Annotated in this window: 12 protein-coding genes; all 12 read left to right on the top strand. The window is 52.7% G+C overall.

Annotated features, from left to right (window positions below; all coding sequences use genetic code 11):
* Positions 1 to 27 precede the first annotated feature (27 nt).
* The 12 genes from HZA49_07500 (at position 28) to HZA49_07445 (ending at position 13,353) form a co-directional block, all read left to right on the top strand.
* Positions 28 to 1,455 carry a methyltransferase domain-containing protein gene (locus tag HZA49_07500; protein MBI5779284.1) on the top strand — a complete coding sequence of 476 codons (1,428 nt, stop codon included), beginning with the start codon at positions 28 to 30 and terminating at the stop codon, positions 1,453 to 1,455.
* A gap of 1 nt (position 1,456) precedes the next feature.
* On the top strand, positions 1,457 to 2,569 hold the full coding sequence (locus HZA49_07495) for a radical SAM protein (protein MBI5779283.1): 1,113 nt from the start codon (positions 1,457 to 1,459) through the stop codon (positions 2,567 to 2,569).
* Between the two features lie 21 nt (positions 2,570 to 2,590).
* The gene (locus HZA49_07490) at positions 2,591 to 3,331 is read left to right on the top strand and encodes a nucleotidyltransferase family protein (protein MBI5779282.1); all 741 of its coding nucleotides are present in this window, start codon (positions 2,591 to 2,593) and stop codon (positions 3,329 to 3,331) included.
* Positions 3,328 to 4,347, top strand: coding sequence for a GHMP kinase (locus tag HZA49_07485; protein MBI5779281.1), 1,020 nt, complete (start codon positions 3,328 to 3,330; stop codon positions 4,345 to 4,347). The genes HZA49_07490 and HZA49_07485 overlap by 4 nt, the downstream gene beginning before the upstream one ends.
* Positions 4,337 to 4,906 (top strand): SIS domain-containing protein, encoded by a 570-nt coding sequence (locus HZA49_07480; GenBank protein ID MBI5779280.1) that lies wholly within the window; start codon positions 4,337 to 4,339, stop codon positions 4,904 to 4,906. Before HZA49_07485 ends, HZA49_07480 begins: the two co-directional genes overlap by 11 nt.
* Positions 4,903 to 5,508 carry a histidine phosphatase family protein gene (locus HZA49_07475; GenBank protein MBI5779279.1) on the top strand — a complete coding sequence of 202 codons (606 nt, stop codon included), beginning with the start codon at positions 4,903 to 4,905 and terminating at the stop codon, positions 5,506 to 5,508. The genes HZA49_07480 and HZA49_07475 overlap by 4 nt, the downstream gene beginning before the upstream one ends.
* Positions 5,509 to 5,716: 208 nt before the next feature.
* Positions 5,717 to 7,087, top strand: a complete 1,371-nt coding sequence (locus tag HZA49_07470; protein ID MBI5779278.1) for a glycosyltransferase — start codon at positions 5,717 to 5,719, stop codon at positions 7,085 to 7,087.
* A gap of 121 nt (positions 7,088 to 7,208) precedes the next feature.
* Entirely contained in the window at positions 7,209 to 7,955 is a 747-nt protein-coding gene (locus HZA49_07465) for a LamG domain-containing protein (protein ID MBI5779277.1), read from the top strand.
* An 850-nt stretch (positions 7,956 to 8,805) separates the two neighbouring features.
* Positions 8,806 to 9,702, top strand: a complete 897-nt coding sequence (locus tag HZA49_07460; GenBank protein MBI5779276.1) for a helix-turn-helix domain-containing protein — start codon at positions 8,806 to 8,808, stop codon at positions 9,700 to 9,702.
* A gap of 67 nt (positions 9,703 to 9,769) precedes the next feature.
* Complete coding sequence (locus HZA49_07455; GenBank protein MBI5779275.1) at positions 9,770 to 10,549, top strand: glycosyltransferase; 780 nt, start codon at positions 9,770 to 9,772, stop codon at positions 10,547 to 10,549.
* 266 nt (positions 10,550 to 10,815) lie between these two features.
* Complete coding sequence (locus HZA49_07450; GenBank protein MBI5779274.1) at positions 10,816 to 12,294, top strand: radical SAM protein; 1,479 nt, start codon at positions 10,816 to 10,818, stop codon at positions 12,292 to 12,294.
* A 177-nt stretch (positions 12,295 to 12,471) separates the two neighbouring features.
* Complete coding sequence (locus tag HZA49_07445) at positions 12,472 to 13,353, top strand: glycosyltransferase family 2 protein (GenBank protein MBI5779273.1); 882 nt, start codon at positions 12,472 to 12,474, stop codon at positions 13,351 to 13,353.
* The last annotated feature ends 24 nt before the right edge of the window (positions 13,354 to 13,377 follow it).

Raw genomic sequence — 13,377 nt, 5'->3', positions numbered from 1 at the left:
TAGCAATAAAGTTCAGCAGATAACAATATGTTAAAAGTCAATCTGGATTACTTCAGAAAACTATTGGCCAAGCCATTGCTCTCGTTAATAAAGGAGCAGGTGCGCGGCAGCCGTATCATTCTCGATGCCGGGTCCGGACGCCTTTCGTCCATCCGCGGCATCAATAAGGACACCGACCTTTGCCTGGTCGGCATAGAGTTTTACAAGCCCTACATATTAAAAAGCCGGGCCAAATCCATTCATAACGCCTATGTCCAGGGCGACATCCGCCGGATGCCCTTCCGCGCCAAGTCATTCGACAGCGTCGTATCCGTGGAAGTGCTCGAGCACTTAAACAAGCAGGACGGGCTAATGATGATCGGGGAGATGGAGCGCGTATCCAAAGATAAAATAGTTCTCACCACGCCCAACGGGCTACTCCTGCTGCCGCCGGGCCCGGAAGACAATCCGGACGAAAAGCACATCTCAGGCTGGGGGGTTAACGAGCTGAAAAACCTGGGATTTGCGGTTTATGGCCTGGGCGGATGCAAGGTTTTCCACCCGCATCACAGATACAAAAATTCAGTGGGCGAATTCATGTTAAGAATAACGCTCCCAATTATCCGCCATCTGCCTTATATCGCCTTTCAGTTATTCTGCGTTAAGGACTTAAAGAAACAGGATTCCGGCCTGACTCTTTTCAATAAGCACGACCTGACAAAGCACTTAGCCGGCCAAGGCATAGAAATCGGCGCCCTGGATAAGCCGCTGGAGGTCAACCGCCAACAATGCCGCGTCCGGTATGTGGACTATCAGGATGAAGAAACCCTCAAATCATACAATAAGGCCGTTTCCGGCCGCAAAATCAGACAGCCGGACATCGTCGGCAACGCCCAGGACCTGCATATGCTGGCAGATAACAGTGTCGATTTCGTCATCTTCAGCCACGTGCTCGAGCACCTGCCCAATCCGCTCAAGGCGCTGAAGGAATTCCACCGGGTATTGAAACCCGGCGGCATACTCTATCTGGGCATACCGGACAAGCGGTTCACCTTTGACGTTGAGCGGCCGGTCACGCCCCTGGCGCACGTGATAGAAGACTTCCGAAAAGGCGCCAAAGAAACAGATGATATCTCGCATTATGAGGAATGGTTCAGGCTGGTCGAGCTGAAACGTCCGGCCCCGGCCCGCATCGAGCTGGCCGAACTGGTCGAGAAAAAATACACCATCCACTTCCATGTCTGGGTGGCGGAAAGCATATTGGCACTGCTCAATTACGCCGGGCATAAATTAGGCGCCACATTTACGCTGGTTGACCACTATTACCGCCAGGGCGATGCGGATCTGGTCTTCATCCTGCGGAAAACCACGGCACCGGCCGATAAACTGCCGGACCGCCTGGCCGAAAATTATTCACCCACCAGGGCCCTGCTCTGGAAACTAAGAGAAAAAATAAGACAACTGAAAGGCGGTTAATATGATGCGGTATTTTTCCTACGCGGCCCGGATACTCAGGAGCTCGGCTGGCAACCTGCTTTCCAGGGCCATCGGCAAAATCCCCCGGCCGGATTACATCGTTTATGAAGTCACTGACGCCTGCAATTCCCGGTGCCATCATTGCAACATCTGGCAGAATAAGCCGACCAAAGACATGCTCCAGCCCGAGGAAATCGAGCGGATATTCTCCACCCCGTTTTTCCGGAACGTAAAAATCGTCCTGGTCACCGGCGGCGAGGCCATGACGCGCCACGACATAAAAGAAGTCATCCGGGCCATCCATAAGGCCCTGCCGCAGGCCAAAATCACGCTCAGCACCAATGCCCTGCTGCCGGACAAGGCGCTGGAAACCATCAAGGACGCCATCAATAACGGCATCTGCCTGTCGGTCGGGATATCGCTCGACGCGGTGGGCGAGCAGCACGACGCCATCCGGGGCGTAAAAGGCAATTTCCAGAAAGCCGATTACCTGATTAAGGAATGCCTCAAATTAAAAGAGCAATACAAAGAGAAAATGGGCATCGTCGTGGCCGGCCATACCCTGTCCAGCCTGACCGCCGGGACGCTCAAAGGAGTCCTGGAATACGCCCGGGGGGTAAAGGTGAACTGCCTGACCCAGCTCTATGAACAATTCACCTTCTATCACAATATTGACGCGGAAAAAGGCGATAAGATTGAAAACTACCAGCAATCGGACAACCGCGGCTTAATCAGCGAAATCAAGGAATTGCCGCCCTCCTTCCATAATGAAATGCTCCTGACGGCGCTGACGCACAAATTAAAATACCAGTGCGCCGGGATGCGCAAATTCTTCCTGCTGAAATGCAACGGCGATATCGCTCCCTGCCTGGGTTACAGCCATGTCTGCGCCGGGAATATCAGGTCCCTGACGCCCGATAAATTCTGGACCGGTCAACAGGCCAAGAAAGCCCGGGCCGTGGTCGACAACTGCCGCGGCTGCTCCAATGCCTGGGCCACCGGATGGAGTTTCGAGAACTGGTTCCCGCCTTTTATAAAGATGGTCCTGGGCTTGAGATCCAAAAGAAGGAAGCAGAAATTACTTAAGCGCCCCGCTGATAATGGAGGCGCCTAAAGTCAAAGGAAAAACAAAGATATGCAAGCAGTCATATTAGCCGGCGGATTGGGAACGCGATTGAGGCCGTTGACCCTGACCATCCCCAAGCCGATGGTGGAAATAGCCGGTAAACCCTACTTGTATTACCAGCTCATGTACCTCAAGAAGTACAAAATTACGGATATCCTGCTCTGCATCGGGCATCTGGGCCATCAGATAAAGGAATATTTCGGCACCGGCCGGAAATACGGACTGAATATCAGGTATTCCTCGGAGAACAAGCCGCTGGGCACCGGAGGCGGACTGAAAAAGGCCCGCCGCCTCCTGCAGAACAGTTTCATCCTGCTTTACGGCGATTCCTTCCTACCCGTAAACTATTCCGGCCTGCAGGCGAAATTCCGGGCATACGGAAAATCCGGCCTGATTGCCGTTTATGACAACAAAGATAATACCAAAGTCAAAAACAACATCGCCCTCGATGCCGGTCGCGCCATAACCAGATACGACAAGATATCGCCCGGCCGGGATTTGCAGTACGTCGAATCCGGCGTGCTGGTGCTGAAGAAAAAGATATTGGGCCTGTTCCCGAAAAGGGAAAAAGTCTCGCTGGAAATCGATATCTTCCCCCGGCTGATAAAACAACGGCAGCTCAAGGGCTACATCTGCAAAAACCGGTTCTACGACATCGGGACCTTTACCGGAATCAGGAACTTCAGGCGGTTCCTGGCCCAAAACCAGGCACTATATAAAAACCTTATTTACAACGGAGAAAAGACATGATTATCACCAAAGCACCGGTTCGAATCAGTTTTGCCGGCGGCGGCACGGACATGGACGCCTTCTATCTTAAGCACGGCGGCGCCGTGGTCAGCACCACCATCAACAAATACTTCTACAGCGTATTTAACCTCAGGGAGGACGGCAAAATCCAGATGATTTCCTCGGACCTGCAGTCCACCCTGACGGTCGATGATTTCTACAACCTTAAATTCGGGGAGGGATTTGACATCCCCAATGCGGTCATGAAGCATTTTGACATCCAGGCCGGGTTCGACCTGTTTATGGCCTCGGAGGTCCCGCCCGGCAGCGGCCTGGGCTCGTCCGGCGCCGTGGCCGTCAATATGACCCAATTATGCGCCGCCTTCCTGAATAAAAAGATTGACAAGCAGCAAATCGCCGAGCAGGCCTATTACGTCCAGAAGGAAATCCTCAAGATGCCCATCGGCAAGCAGGACGAATACGCCTCCAGTTTCGGCGGATTCAATCTGTTCGAGTTCAGTAAAGACGGCGTCAAGGTCGAACCGCTGTCCATCAAGCCGGCCATAAAAGACCGGCTGGAAAAGGGCTTGTTCCTGGTCTTTACCGGCCAGACCCGGGCCGCGGCCGTCATCCTCAGCCAGCAGGACGCCCAGGCCAAGGCCGAAAACCCCAAGGTCATAGAATCGATGACCGCCATAAAAGCCAACGCCTATAAAATGAAAGAACTATTGGTCAAAGGCGACTTGGACCAATTCGGCCTGCTCCTGAACAAGGGCTGGTCGGACAAGAAGAAGATGAACGCCAACATCTCCAACGAGCATTTGGAGAAAATATACGCACTGGCCCTGGAGCACGGCGCGCTGGGCGGCAAGCTGACCGGCGCCGGCGGCAGCGGCTATTTCCTGTTCTATTGCGCCCAGGGCCGGGAAAAGGAATTCCAGAACGCCATGAAACATGGCGGACTGCGCATACTCGATTTCAAATTCGATACTAAAGGCGTAACCACCGTAATAGGAGGAGAAAACCATGAGCAATAAAAACGACAACTTCTTCGCCAACTACCTGGCCGGCCTGAGGAAAAGCCTGGATGAAATCCCGGCGGACAAAATCACCGCCATCTCCGAGCTGATTTACCAGGCCTATCTCAACAACAAGCAGATATTCGTCATGGGCAACGGCGGCAGCGCCGCCACCGCTTCCCATTTCGTCTGCGACCTGGGCAAGGGCTCGGTCAAGGCCGGCAAACCCAGGTTCCGGATAATCAGCCTGAACGACAATACGCCCCTGATAACCGCCCTGGCCAACGACCTGGGCTACGACAAAATATTCGCCGAGCAGCTGATGAACCTGGTCCAGAAAGACGACATCGTCATCTGCATCAGCGCATCGGGTAATTCCCCGAACATCCTCCGGGCCATCGAATACGCCAATTCCCGGGGCGCCACCACCGTTTCCCTGCTCGGATTCGACGGCGGCAAGGCCCGGAATATATCCAAGGAATACATCGTGGTGGCCAACAAGAATTACGAACAAACCGAGGACGTTCATTTAATCCTGGCCCATGCCATCGCCGTATATTTCAGGAATAAACTATGATGGATTACCCGACTATTTATTTAGTCCGCCACGGGGTGACCAAATCCAACAAGGCCAAAATCTATATGGGCGCCAGTAAAGAGGGCCTGGATGCGGACGGCGTAAGGCAGGCAAAAGCGCTGGGGATGAAACTGGCAAGTAAATGCATCTCAACCATCTATACCAGCCCGATAGCCCGGGCAAAACAGACCGCCCGGCTGATAAGTGCCCGACTCCACACCAAGATAATCATAGAAAAGGATTTACGGGAAATGGGACTGGGCATCTGGCAAGGCATGTCAGAGCTGGCCATCGCCCGGCAGTTCCCCAAGGAATTCGCGCTCTGGAACACCCGGCCGGCCGAACTGCGGATGCCAGGCCGGGAGACCATCAGCCGGGTCCAGAACCGGGCTGTTAAACTAATCAGAAAACTGGCCCGGGCGCATCCGGGCGGAAAAATCATCGCGCTCACCCATGTGGCCATAATCAGGTGCCTCATCCTATACTTTACCCACAGGCATCTTAATGATTACAAGAAGATTGATGTGCCCAACACCTCGGTCTTCGAGTTGAAATTATATGGTAACGGTAAATCCGGTATCAGAAAACGAGTAATTATTTAGCGGAGTGAAGTCCCCCTTAAAAAAGGGGGATAAAGGGGGTTGTCCCATACGGGATATTATTGTAGAATACGGTGAAAGAATAATAACCCCCCGCCCCCCTTTAATAAGGGGGAGTATAAAGAGCCCCAGTGGAATTTATCCCCGCCAACGGCGGGGACTCCCTCGCAATGACACGGGCGGAGTAAACATCAAAGGATAACATAATAATATGCCCAAGGTTTTATACATCGGTTTCGGGCTTTCGCCCTTCAGCAAAGGCGGCGCCATCAATTACCAGGAATCCATAATGGAGGCAGTCAGCGCCCAGGGCTGGGATACCACGGCCTTCTTTGTCATACCGCGATATTCCCTGAGCCAAAAACCATCCCTGAAAACCTGGCGCAAAAGCGCCACCAAAATCATAGAGATTTATAATCCGCCCCTGGCCCCGGCCGGATACCTGGTTAATCCGGATATCCAATGCTCCGAGCCCGCGATTGAAGAACTCACCGCCCAAGTATTGGCCCAGGAAAGGCCCGATATCATCCATATCCACGAACTCCAACTGCACCCGGCGTCTGTTATCGACCTAATCGCCAAAAGCCGGATACCGGTTATCAAATCGATGCACAACTATTACGACCTCTGCCCCCAACGGGACCTGATGTTCAGGGAAAAAGACATCTGCACTGATTTCCATAACGGCGCTGACTGCGTGGAATGCCTGGCCAACCGGCCCCTGTCTGACTCATCATACAAAAACAGGTTAAAATGGGCGCTGGCTCCGATTATTCCCAAGCCCATAATTAACGCCTACCGCCTGATGAAAAAGGCAGTTGCCGGCAAAGACACCCAGGGAAATGCCCTACCCCAGCCGCATACCAACCCGTATAACGCCCAACAGTTTCTCAACCGCCGAAGGTTCTTTGTTGAGCAATTGAATAAACTGGATGTGGTCCACTGTTCCACCCGCCGTTCAGCCGAGATTTTCAACAATTACGGCGTCTCAAAGGCCAAGACCCGGGTCATTTCGCACTCGGCCAAGAGCATCGAGACCATCACGCCCAAGCCGTTGCGCCACAGTAATTACCCGGTGGTCTTCGGATACCTGGGCGGCAAGTGGGCACATAAGGGATACAACGTATTAATAGAGGCGTTCTCAAAACTTGACCAGTCCAAGGCCAAACTGATTATCTACCACCCGGGCCAACCGGGCCGGTTAAGCGACAAACTCAATATAGAACTGAGAAGGTCCTACGGCCCGACGCCGTTGAATCAGATGCTCCACGAGATAGACGTCGGGCTGATGCCATCCATCTGGGAAGAGATGTTCGGCCTGGTCGGCGTGGAATTCCTGACCGCCCGGCTCCCGGTCATCGGCAGCAGAATCGGCGGGATTCCGGACTGGCTAAAGGATGGAGAAAACGGATTCCTGGCCCAGCCCGGAGATGCCCAGCAACTGGCCGCAAAGATGGACCTGTTTATCCAGAACCCGGCTCTGATTGCCGAGATGCAGAAGAACATCCAGCCCTGGAAGACCATAAAAGCCCACACGGATGAGATTATAAGGCTTTATCAGGATATTCTCGCCCATAGGTAAAACACCAGGTTTTTATCAGATTTAACTTGACAAACCAGGACTAATGGTTATATTTATTACAGTTTAAAACTGCCTGTAAGATGAGCATCTTGTGATAATAATTCCGAAAGGAGCAATCAGTATGAGTAAAAGACATTACTTAATAGTAGCGGTCCTCTTATTATTAGCGATGTTATCATTCAGCATCTCAGCCCAAAACGGATGCGCCAAACCAAATGATTCAGGCAGCAGCGCCCCGGATAACACTAATAGCTGGTGGAAATTTGATGAGACGTCAGGAATTACCGCCACTGATTCTTCCGGCACTAATAACGGCACGGTCTATGGCGCCACCTGGTCCGACAGCGCGCTATACTTTGATGGGGTGAATGACTATGTGGATTTTGGCAATGTTTTGGGCTTTGAAAGAACGGAATCGTTCTCCCTGGGAGCATGGATCAAGACTGATTATGCCGCCTGGCAGAACGTATTTTCAAAACAGGACACTTCAAATAATTACCGCGGCTATTCTATGTTTGTCAGAAACGACGGTAAACTAAACTTTCAGATTTTAAATACCGGCAGCGGCATAAATGGGATTGAAGGATACGCCGATGCCAATTTAATAGACAACGCCTGGCATCATGTAGTTGCCACTTATGATGGGTCTGGCAACGCAACCGGTGTCAAAATATACATTGACGGCACCCTGCGGTCTTTTAACATCCAGCAAAATAACCTGAATGCTACTATTTTAAACAGTAAGCCATTTCGTATTGGCTACCGTAACGACTTGCCATTCAGAGGATTCATATACGATGCTAAAGTCCACAACTACGTCCGCAGTGCCGGGGATATTCAAGCGGATTATGCTGCCTCTGGGCGATAGTTTCAGTAACAACATACTGAATTATTATAAATAGGTTGTTTGACGTCCAACATTCCTAACAGAATCTTAACCCCGACAAAAACTGTCGGGATAAGAGCCAGTAACTCCCTGCGGGATAACTGGCTCTAATGTACGACGTCGCACATTTCATCTATTCTATCCAATGGAGGTATATATCATAGACAGCAGGCCTATGACACAAGGATACCGGGTCTGTGATACAAGGGTACCTGATCTGTGACACAAGGATACCGGGCCTGTGATACAAGGGTACCGGGTCTGTGGCACAAGGGTACCGGGCCTGTGGCACAAGGGTACCGGGCCTGTGACACAAGGGTACCGGGCCTGTGACACAAGGGTACCGGGCCTGCGACACAAGGGTACCGGGCCTGCGACACAAGGGTACCGGGCCTGCGACACAAGGGTACCGGGCCTGTGATACAAGGGTACCGGGTCTGTGACACAAGGGTACCGGGTCTGTGATACAAGGGTACCGGGTCTGTGACACAAGGGTACCGGGTCTATGACACAAAGGTACCAGGCCTGTGACACAAGGATACCGGGCCTGTGATACAAGGGTACCGGATCTGTGATACAAGGGTAGTGGAGGTGTAGGTAACCCCGGGGGGAGGTGGCATACCCCCCTATCACCATATTTTGACATATCCTGTCATATTTATGCACAGATAACAGTTCGACAGATACAACATCAAGTAAACTATTTAGTTATAAAATTACAAAATGCACAGATAATGGCAAAAACTACTTGACTAATCTTGCGTTTTTGGTAAAATGCGCACAGATGTCAGCAGGACGGGTATATTTTCACTGCCGTCATCTGTGCTAAAATATGTCAGATTTTGGATTGGTCATATCAGGATTGAGCGACAAGGATTGCCAGAGAATCTTCCACGCCTTTCGCTGGCCCAATGGCATCCGATGCATCAAATGTCACCGGGTACAGAACAAGATTTATACCAGCAGTAAAAACTTTCGCTATCACTGCGACAAGTGCAACATCTGGTGGAGCGATTTTACCGGCACGGTTCTCCAGGACAGCCGCCTGTCTCTAAGCCAGTGGCTTGCAGCCATATATTATTTCCTGGAGCTGCACCTGACCGCGACAGAAGCGGCGCATAAACTAAATCTCCACCGCAACACAGCCCAACATCTCCACAAGAAAATAAATAAGGAGCCGTTATGGTGCCGGCTCCTGCTGGACAAAATCTCCGGCCAACAGAACAAAGACCTGGTCTATCTGATGTCTCTAAAAGAGGTGATTGGTTACCTGGGCCTGAGCCGCCGGACGATTTACCGGCTGATTGCCGCCGGGTCGTTATCGGCCTCGAAAATCGGCGGCCAGTGGCGTTTCAGGCCCGAAGACCTCCAGAAATATTTCACCTCGCGCCTGAACCGCTACGGCACAATCGCAACCGAAGAGAGCATCTCCTTCCGGCCTGAGGTGCTGGATAAATACCGCAAGGATAAAACCAAGTATTACATCCAGGAAGAGGCGTACCAGGGCTGGGTCGGCTCCAAGGAGGACTACAACTATATGCAGGGACTGCTGACCTTGCTTGGCAAGGGCGTCCGGCACACTGCCCCGCTGGGCCGGATTGCCTTTTATGACGTGCATTTCCGCAAGGTGGTGACCAAGGACGGGCATCCGGCTGTTTCCATCAGCCAGCTGGACTACGGCGAACTGCCAGCCGGGGAATACGAGTATTGGTCCCGGTTCAGGATATAAGCCTTGACATATATGACCGAATATTATTGAACTGCGCCGGAAATATGCTTTACTGCCTGATAATATTATGATTTCCATTATCTGCGTTTACAACAATAAGCAAATCCTGGACGACGGACTGATGAAGAATCTGCGGAACCAGACCGCCCAATACGAGCTAATCGCCATTGACAATACAGGCAACCGGTTCAGGTCCGCGGCCGCGGCCCTGAATCACGGGGCAAGCCAGGCAACCGGTGAATACCTGATGTTCGTCCACCAGGATGTGGACCTGTCGTCAAACACCTGGCTGGCCGAGGCGGAAAAGATAGCCCGCTCACTGCCGGAGACCGCAATCGCCGGCCTGGCCGGGGTAGCCGACGGGAAAGGGTTTGTCTGGACCAATATCAAGCACGGCATCCCGCCCAGCCGCGGTATCGGATTCACCGATATCACCGCCCCACAGAAGGTCCAGACGCTCGATGAATGCCTGATTATCGTCCCGAGGCCGGTATTCAACAAACTCCGGTTCGACGAAACCATCTGCGACGACTGGCACCTGTATGCCGTGGATTATTGCCTGTCCGCCCGGAAATCGGGATTCGACGCCTATGTCATCCCGATGTTCATCTGGCATAAATCCATCGGCGTGCTGTCCGCGTCTTATTTCCGGACCCTGGCCAAGGTGCTTGATAAACACCGGGATGTCAGGCGGATTTATTCCACTACCGGCACCTGGAGCGCCTCGGCCCCTTTATTGCTGCAGCGGATTAACCGGTCAATCAAGGCCGCGCTGACCTCAATCGGGATAAGATACCTCTGGCAGAAATCCGGACTGCAGTCGTTATGGCGCAGGATTAAAACTTGAACCATTGGGAAAATATCAGAAAAACTTCGCAACCACGAATGGACACGAATGACCACGAAATGAACGCGACCCCTAACGGTGTTCTCATTAATAAGAGTCCCGTAGAGATAGCGAACACTAATAATTGGGATTTTATATCTGGTATTTTTCGTGTATATTTGTGTTAATTCGTGGTTGCATTTTTACTTGTGCCCGTAGGGTATAATTTCCTATACTGTAAAAATAACCCGGGGCTTACCAACTAAATAGTTGAAGGAATCGGAACAATGAATGTCTGCCTGATATATCCGCTGGTGTCCGCCAAGAGAAGCAAGGTCGATGAGAACAAGCAGTTCTGGCCGCCGCTCGGGCTGGCCTATATTGCCGCGGTCCTGGAAAAGCACGGGCACAAGGCCCTGATTATCGACCGGGACCTGCTCCTGAAAGAGAACCACCTGGACTTCCAAAAGACCGATAAGGACACCCTGGATTTAATCGCCTCGTTCAAGCCGGGCATCGTGGGTTTCAGCGTGACCACGCCCAATGTCAGCGACGCCAGTTACATGGCCACCATGGTCAAGAAGGAATTCCCGGGCACGACCACGGCCATCGGCGGGCCGCACTGCATCGGCGAGCCCATCCTGACCCTGGAGAAATGCCCGTCCATAGATATCCTGGCGCGCGGCGAGGGCGAGAATACCATGCTGGAACTGGCCAACGGACGCGCACTGCCTGAGGTCGCCGGCATCAACTACCGGGATGCGAACCGGGAAATCGTCTCAAACCCGGACCGGGAGTTAATCGAAAACCTGGATGACCTGCCTTTGCCGGCCCGGCACCTGCTCAAGATGTCATCATACTTACGGCCGAGCCGGTTCACCAGCCGAAACCTGAGCCTGCGCACCACCCACATCTTTACCGCGCGCGGATGCCCGTTCCGCTGCCACTACTGCGCCGGTCCGATCAGCTTCAGCGGCAAGGTCAGATACCATTCGCCCCAAAGGGTGGCCAGCGAAATCGAGCACCTGATTTCCGAGTATTCCATCGAGGCGCTCTATTTTGCCGAGGATATGTTCCTGGCCAATAAGAAACGGGCCAAGGAGGTGCTGTCCCTGTTCATCGCCAGGGGCATCAATAAGAAAATCAAGTGGATGGCCCAGTTGAGCACCAGTATCGTTGATAAGGAATATCTGGAACTGATGAAGGAAGCCGGATGCGTCCACGTGGAATACGGATTTGAATCCGGCTCGCAGCGGATACTGGATTTGATGAACAAAAAGACCACGGTGGCCAAGAATCTGGCGGCCGTCAAGCTGACCAAGGAGGTCGGACTGCGTTTCCAGGGCAATATCATCGCCGGTTATCCCGGAGAGAGAGAGGACGATTTCCGCCAGACCATAGATTTCCTTAAGAAGACCAAGCCCCATAATATCGGGTTCAATCTCTTTATGCCCCTGCCCGGCTCGGCCGTCTACAACCAACTCAAGGCCGAGGGCAAACAGATTCTGGACTGGGACAGCATCGGCGACCCGGAAACGCCACAGATAAATTACGCCGATATGCCCAAATCTAAGTTCGAAGAACTCTATCTCATCGCCCGGTTCAAGGTCATCCTGCCGATAAACCTGTATTATTTTATCAAGGACAATCTCCGGCATCCGTGGCGGATGATTTACGTCGGCGCGACCCAATTCAAGGGCGTGCTGGTCAAAACCGTCCGGGCCATGCTCCGGCTCAGGAAACTCAGGAAGGAAAGGCCGGCCTGATGCGCCGGCACTTTTATGAAGTTAGTTATTTGGCCGCCTGAAGTCCCCCTTACGAAAGGGGGATGAAGGGGGTTGTCCCTTACGGGATTTTATAATAGGATCCAGTAGTGATAACAACCCCCCGACCCCCTTTAATAAGGGGGACTTCCTTCGGCTAATATATTACGATTCCATCTTATGAAAAGCGTCTGCGCAATAATTGTGGCGTATAATCCGGGCGATTACCTGCCCGCCAACATAACGGCCCTGAAGGAGCAGGTGGGCCGGGTAATCATCGTGGACAACGGCTCGTCCGGCGCATCGCGCAACCTGCTGGACGCGGCCGGTAAAACAGAAGACGTGCAGGTGATTTATAACCGCGCCAATCTGGGAATCGCCGCGGCCCTGAATATCGGAATCAGATACGCCCTGGAGGCCGGCTGCGACTGGATTGCCACCTTTGACCAGGACAGCCGGGTCACACCCGGATTCATCAACACCATGCTGGCCGCTTACCAATCATGCGATTACAAGGATGCGGTGGCCGTCATTTCACCGGTCTATTGCAATCCGGTCACCGGCAAGCACCTGTCTTTCGGGAATTGCCGGACCGACCCGGCCCAACCGTTTGTGGAAATCGAGGCGACCATGACCTCCGGGAACCTGCTCCCGGCCCGCATCTTCCCAAAGGTCGGGCTGTTCAGCGAGGATTTCTTCATTGACTTCGTGGATGTGGAATTCTGCCTGCGCTGTTTATCCCGCGGATTCAGGATAATTGAAGCCCAATCGGCCATCCTGCACCACGCCGCCGGCCAATCAACCCAGCACCGGTTTTTGTGGCAGGACATATTAATCACCCATCACAGCCCGTTGCGGGTATATTACGGCACCCGGAACCGGATTGTCCTCTGGAAACGGCATTGCCTGTCCCGGCCGGGCTGGGTCAGCCGGGATATGGCCAATCTGGCCAGACAGATGCTCAAGATTATTTTATACGAAAAAGACGTGCTTAAGAAGTTCTTTTCTATTATAACCGGCGCCGGGCACGGGATAATAGGGAGAATGGGGAGGTATGAGTAACAACCCCCCTGCCCCCTTTACTAA

It is taken from the genome of Planctomycetota bacterium, from assembly GCA_016235865.1.
Lineage (GTDB): Bacteria > Planctomycetota > MHYJ01 > JACQXL01 > JACQXL01 > JACRIK01.
The sequence above is the reverse complement of the archived record's forward strand: the minus strand, read 5'-3'. Positions and strand labels throughout refer to the sequence as shown.

Coding starts and splice junctions, on each gene's coding strand:
- HZA49_07495 (MBI5779283.1), top strand. CDS start 1,457: ATGATGCGGTATTTTTCCTACGCGGCCCGGATACTCAGGAGCTCGGCT.
- HZA49_07490 (MBI5779282.1), top strand. CDS start 2,591: ATGCAAGCAGTCATATTAGCCGGCGGATTGGGAACGCGATTGAGGCCG.
- HZA49_07500 (MBI5779284.1), top strand. CDS start 28: ATGTTAAAAGTCAATCTGGATTACTTCAGAAAACTATTGGCCAAGCCA.
- HZA49_07445 (MBI5779273.1), top strand. CDS start 12,472: ATGAAAAGCGTCTGCGCAATAATTGTGGCGTATAATCCGGGCGATTAC.
- HZA49_07450 (MBI5779274.1), top strand. CDS start 10,816: ATGAATGTCTGCCTGATATATCCGCTGGTGTCCGCCAAGAGAAGCAAG.
- HZA49_07480 (MBI5779280.1), top strand. CDS start 4,337: ATGAGCAATAAAAACGACAACTTCTTCGCCAACTACCTGGCCGGCCTG.
- HZA49_07465 (MBI5779277.1), top strand. CDS start 7,209: ATGAGTAAAAGACATTACTTAATAGTAGCGGTCCTCTTATTATTAGCG.
- HZA49_07460 (MBI5779276.1), top strand. CDS start 8,806: ATGTCAGATTTTGGATTGGTCATATCAGGATTGAGCGACAAGGATTGC.
- HZA49_07485 (MBI5779281.1), top strand. CDS start 3,328: ATGATTATCACCAAAGCACCGGTTCGAATCAGTTTTGCCGGCGGCGGC.
- HZA49_07475 (MBI5779279.1), top strand. CDS start 4,903: ATGATGGATTACCCGACTATTTATTTAGTCCGCCACGGGGTGACCAAA.
- HZA49_07470 (MBI5779278.1), top strand. CDS start 5,717: ATGCCCAAGGTTTTATACATCGGTTTCGGGCTTTCGCCCTTCAGCAAA.
- HZA49_07455 (MBI5779275.1), top strand. CDS start 9,770: ATGATTTCCATTATCTGCGTTTACAACAATAAGCAAATCCTGGACGAC.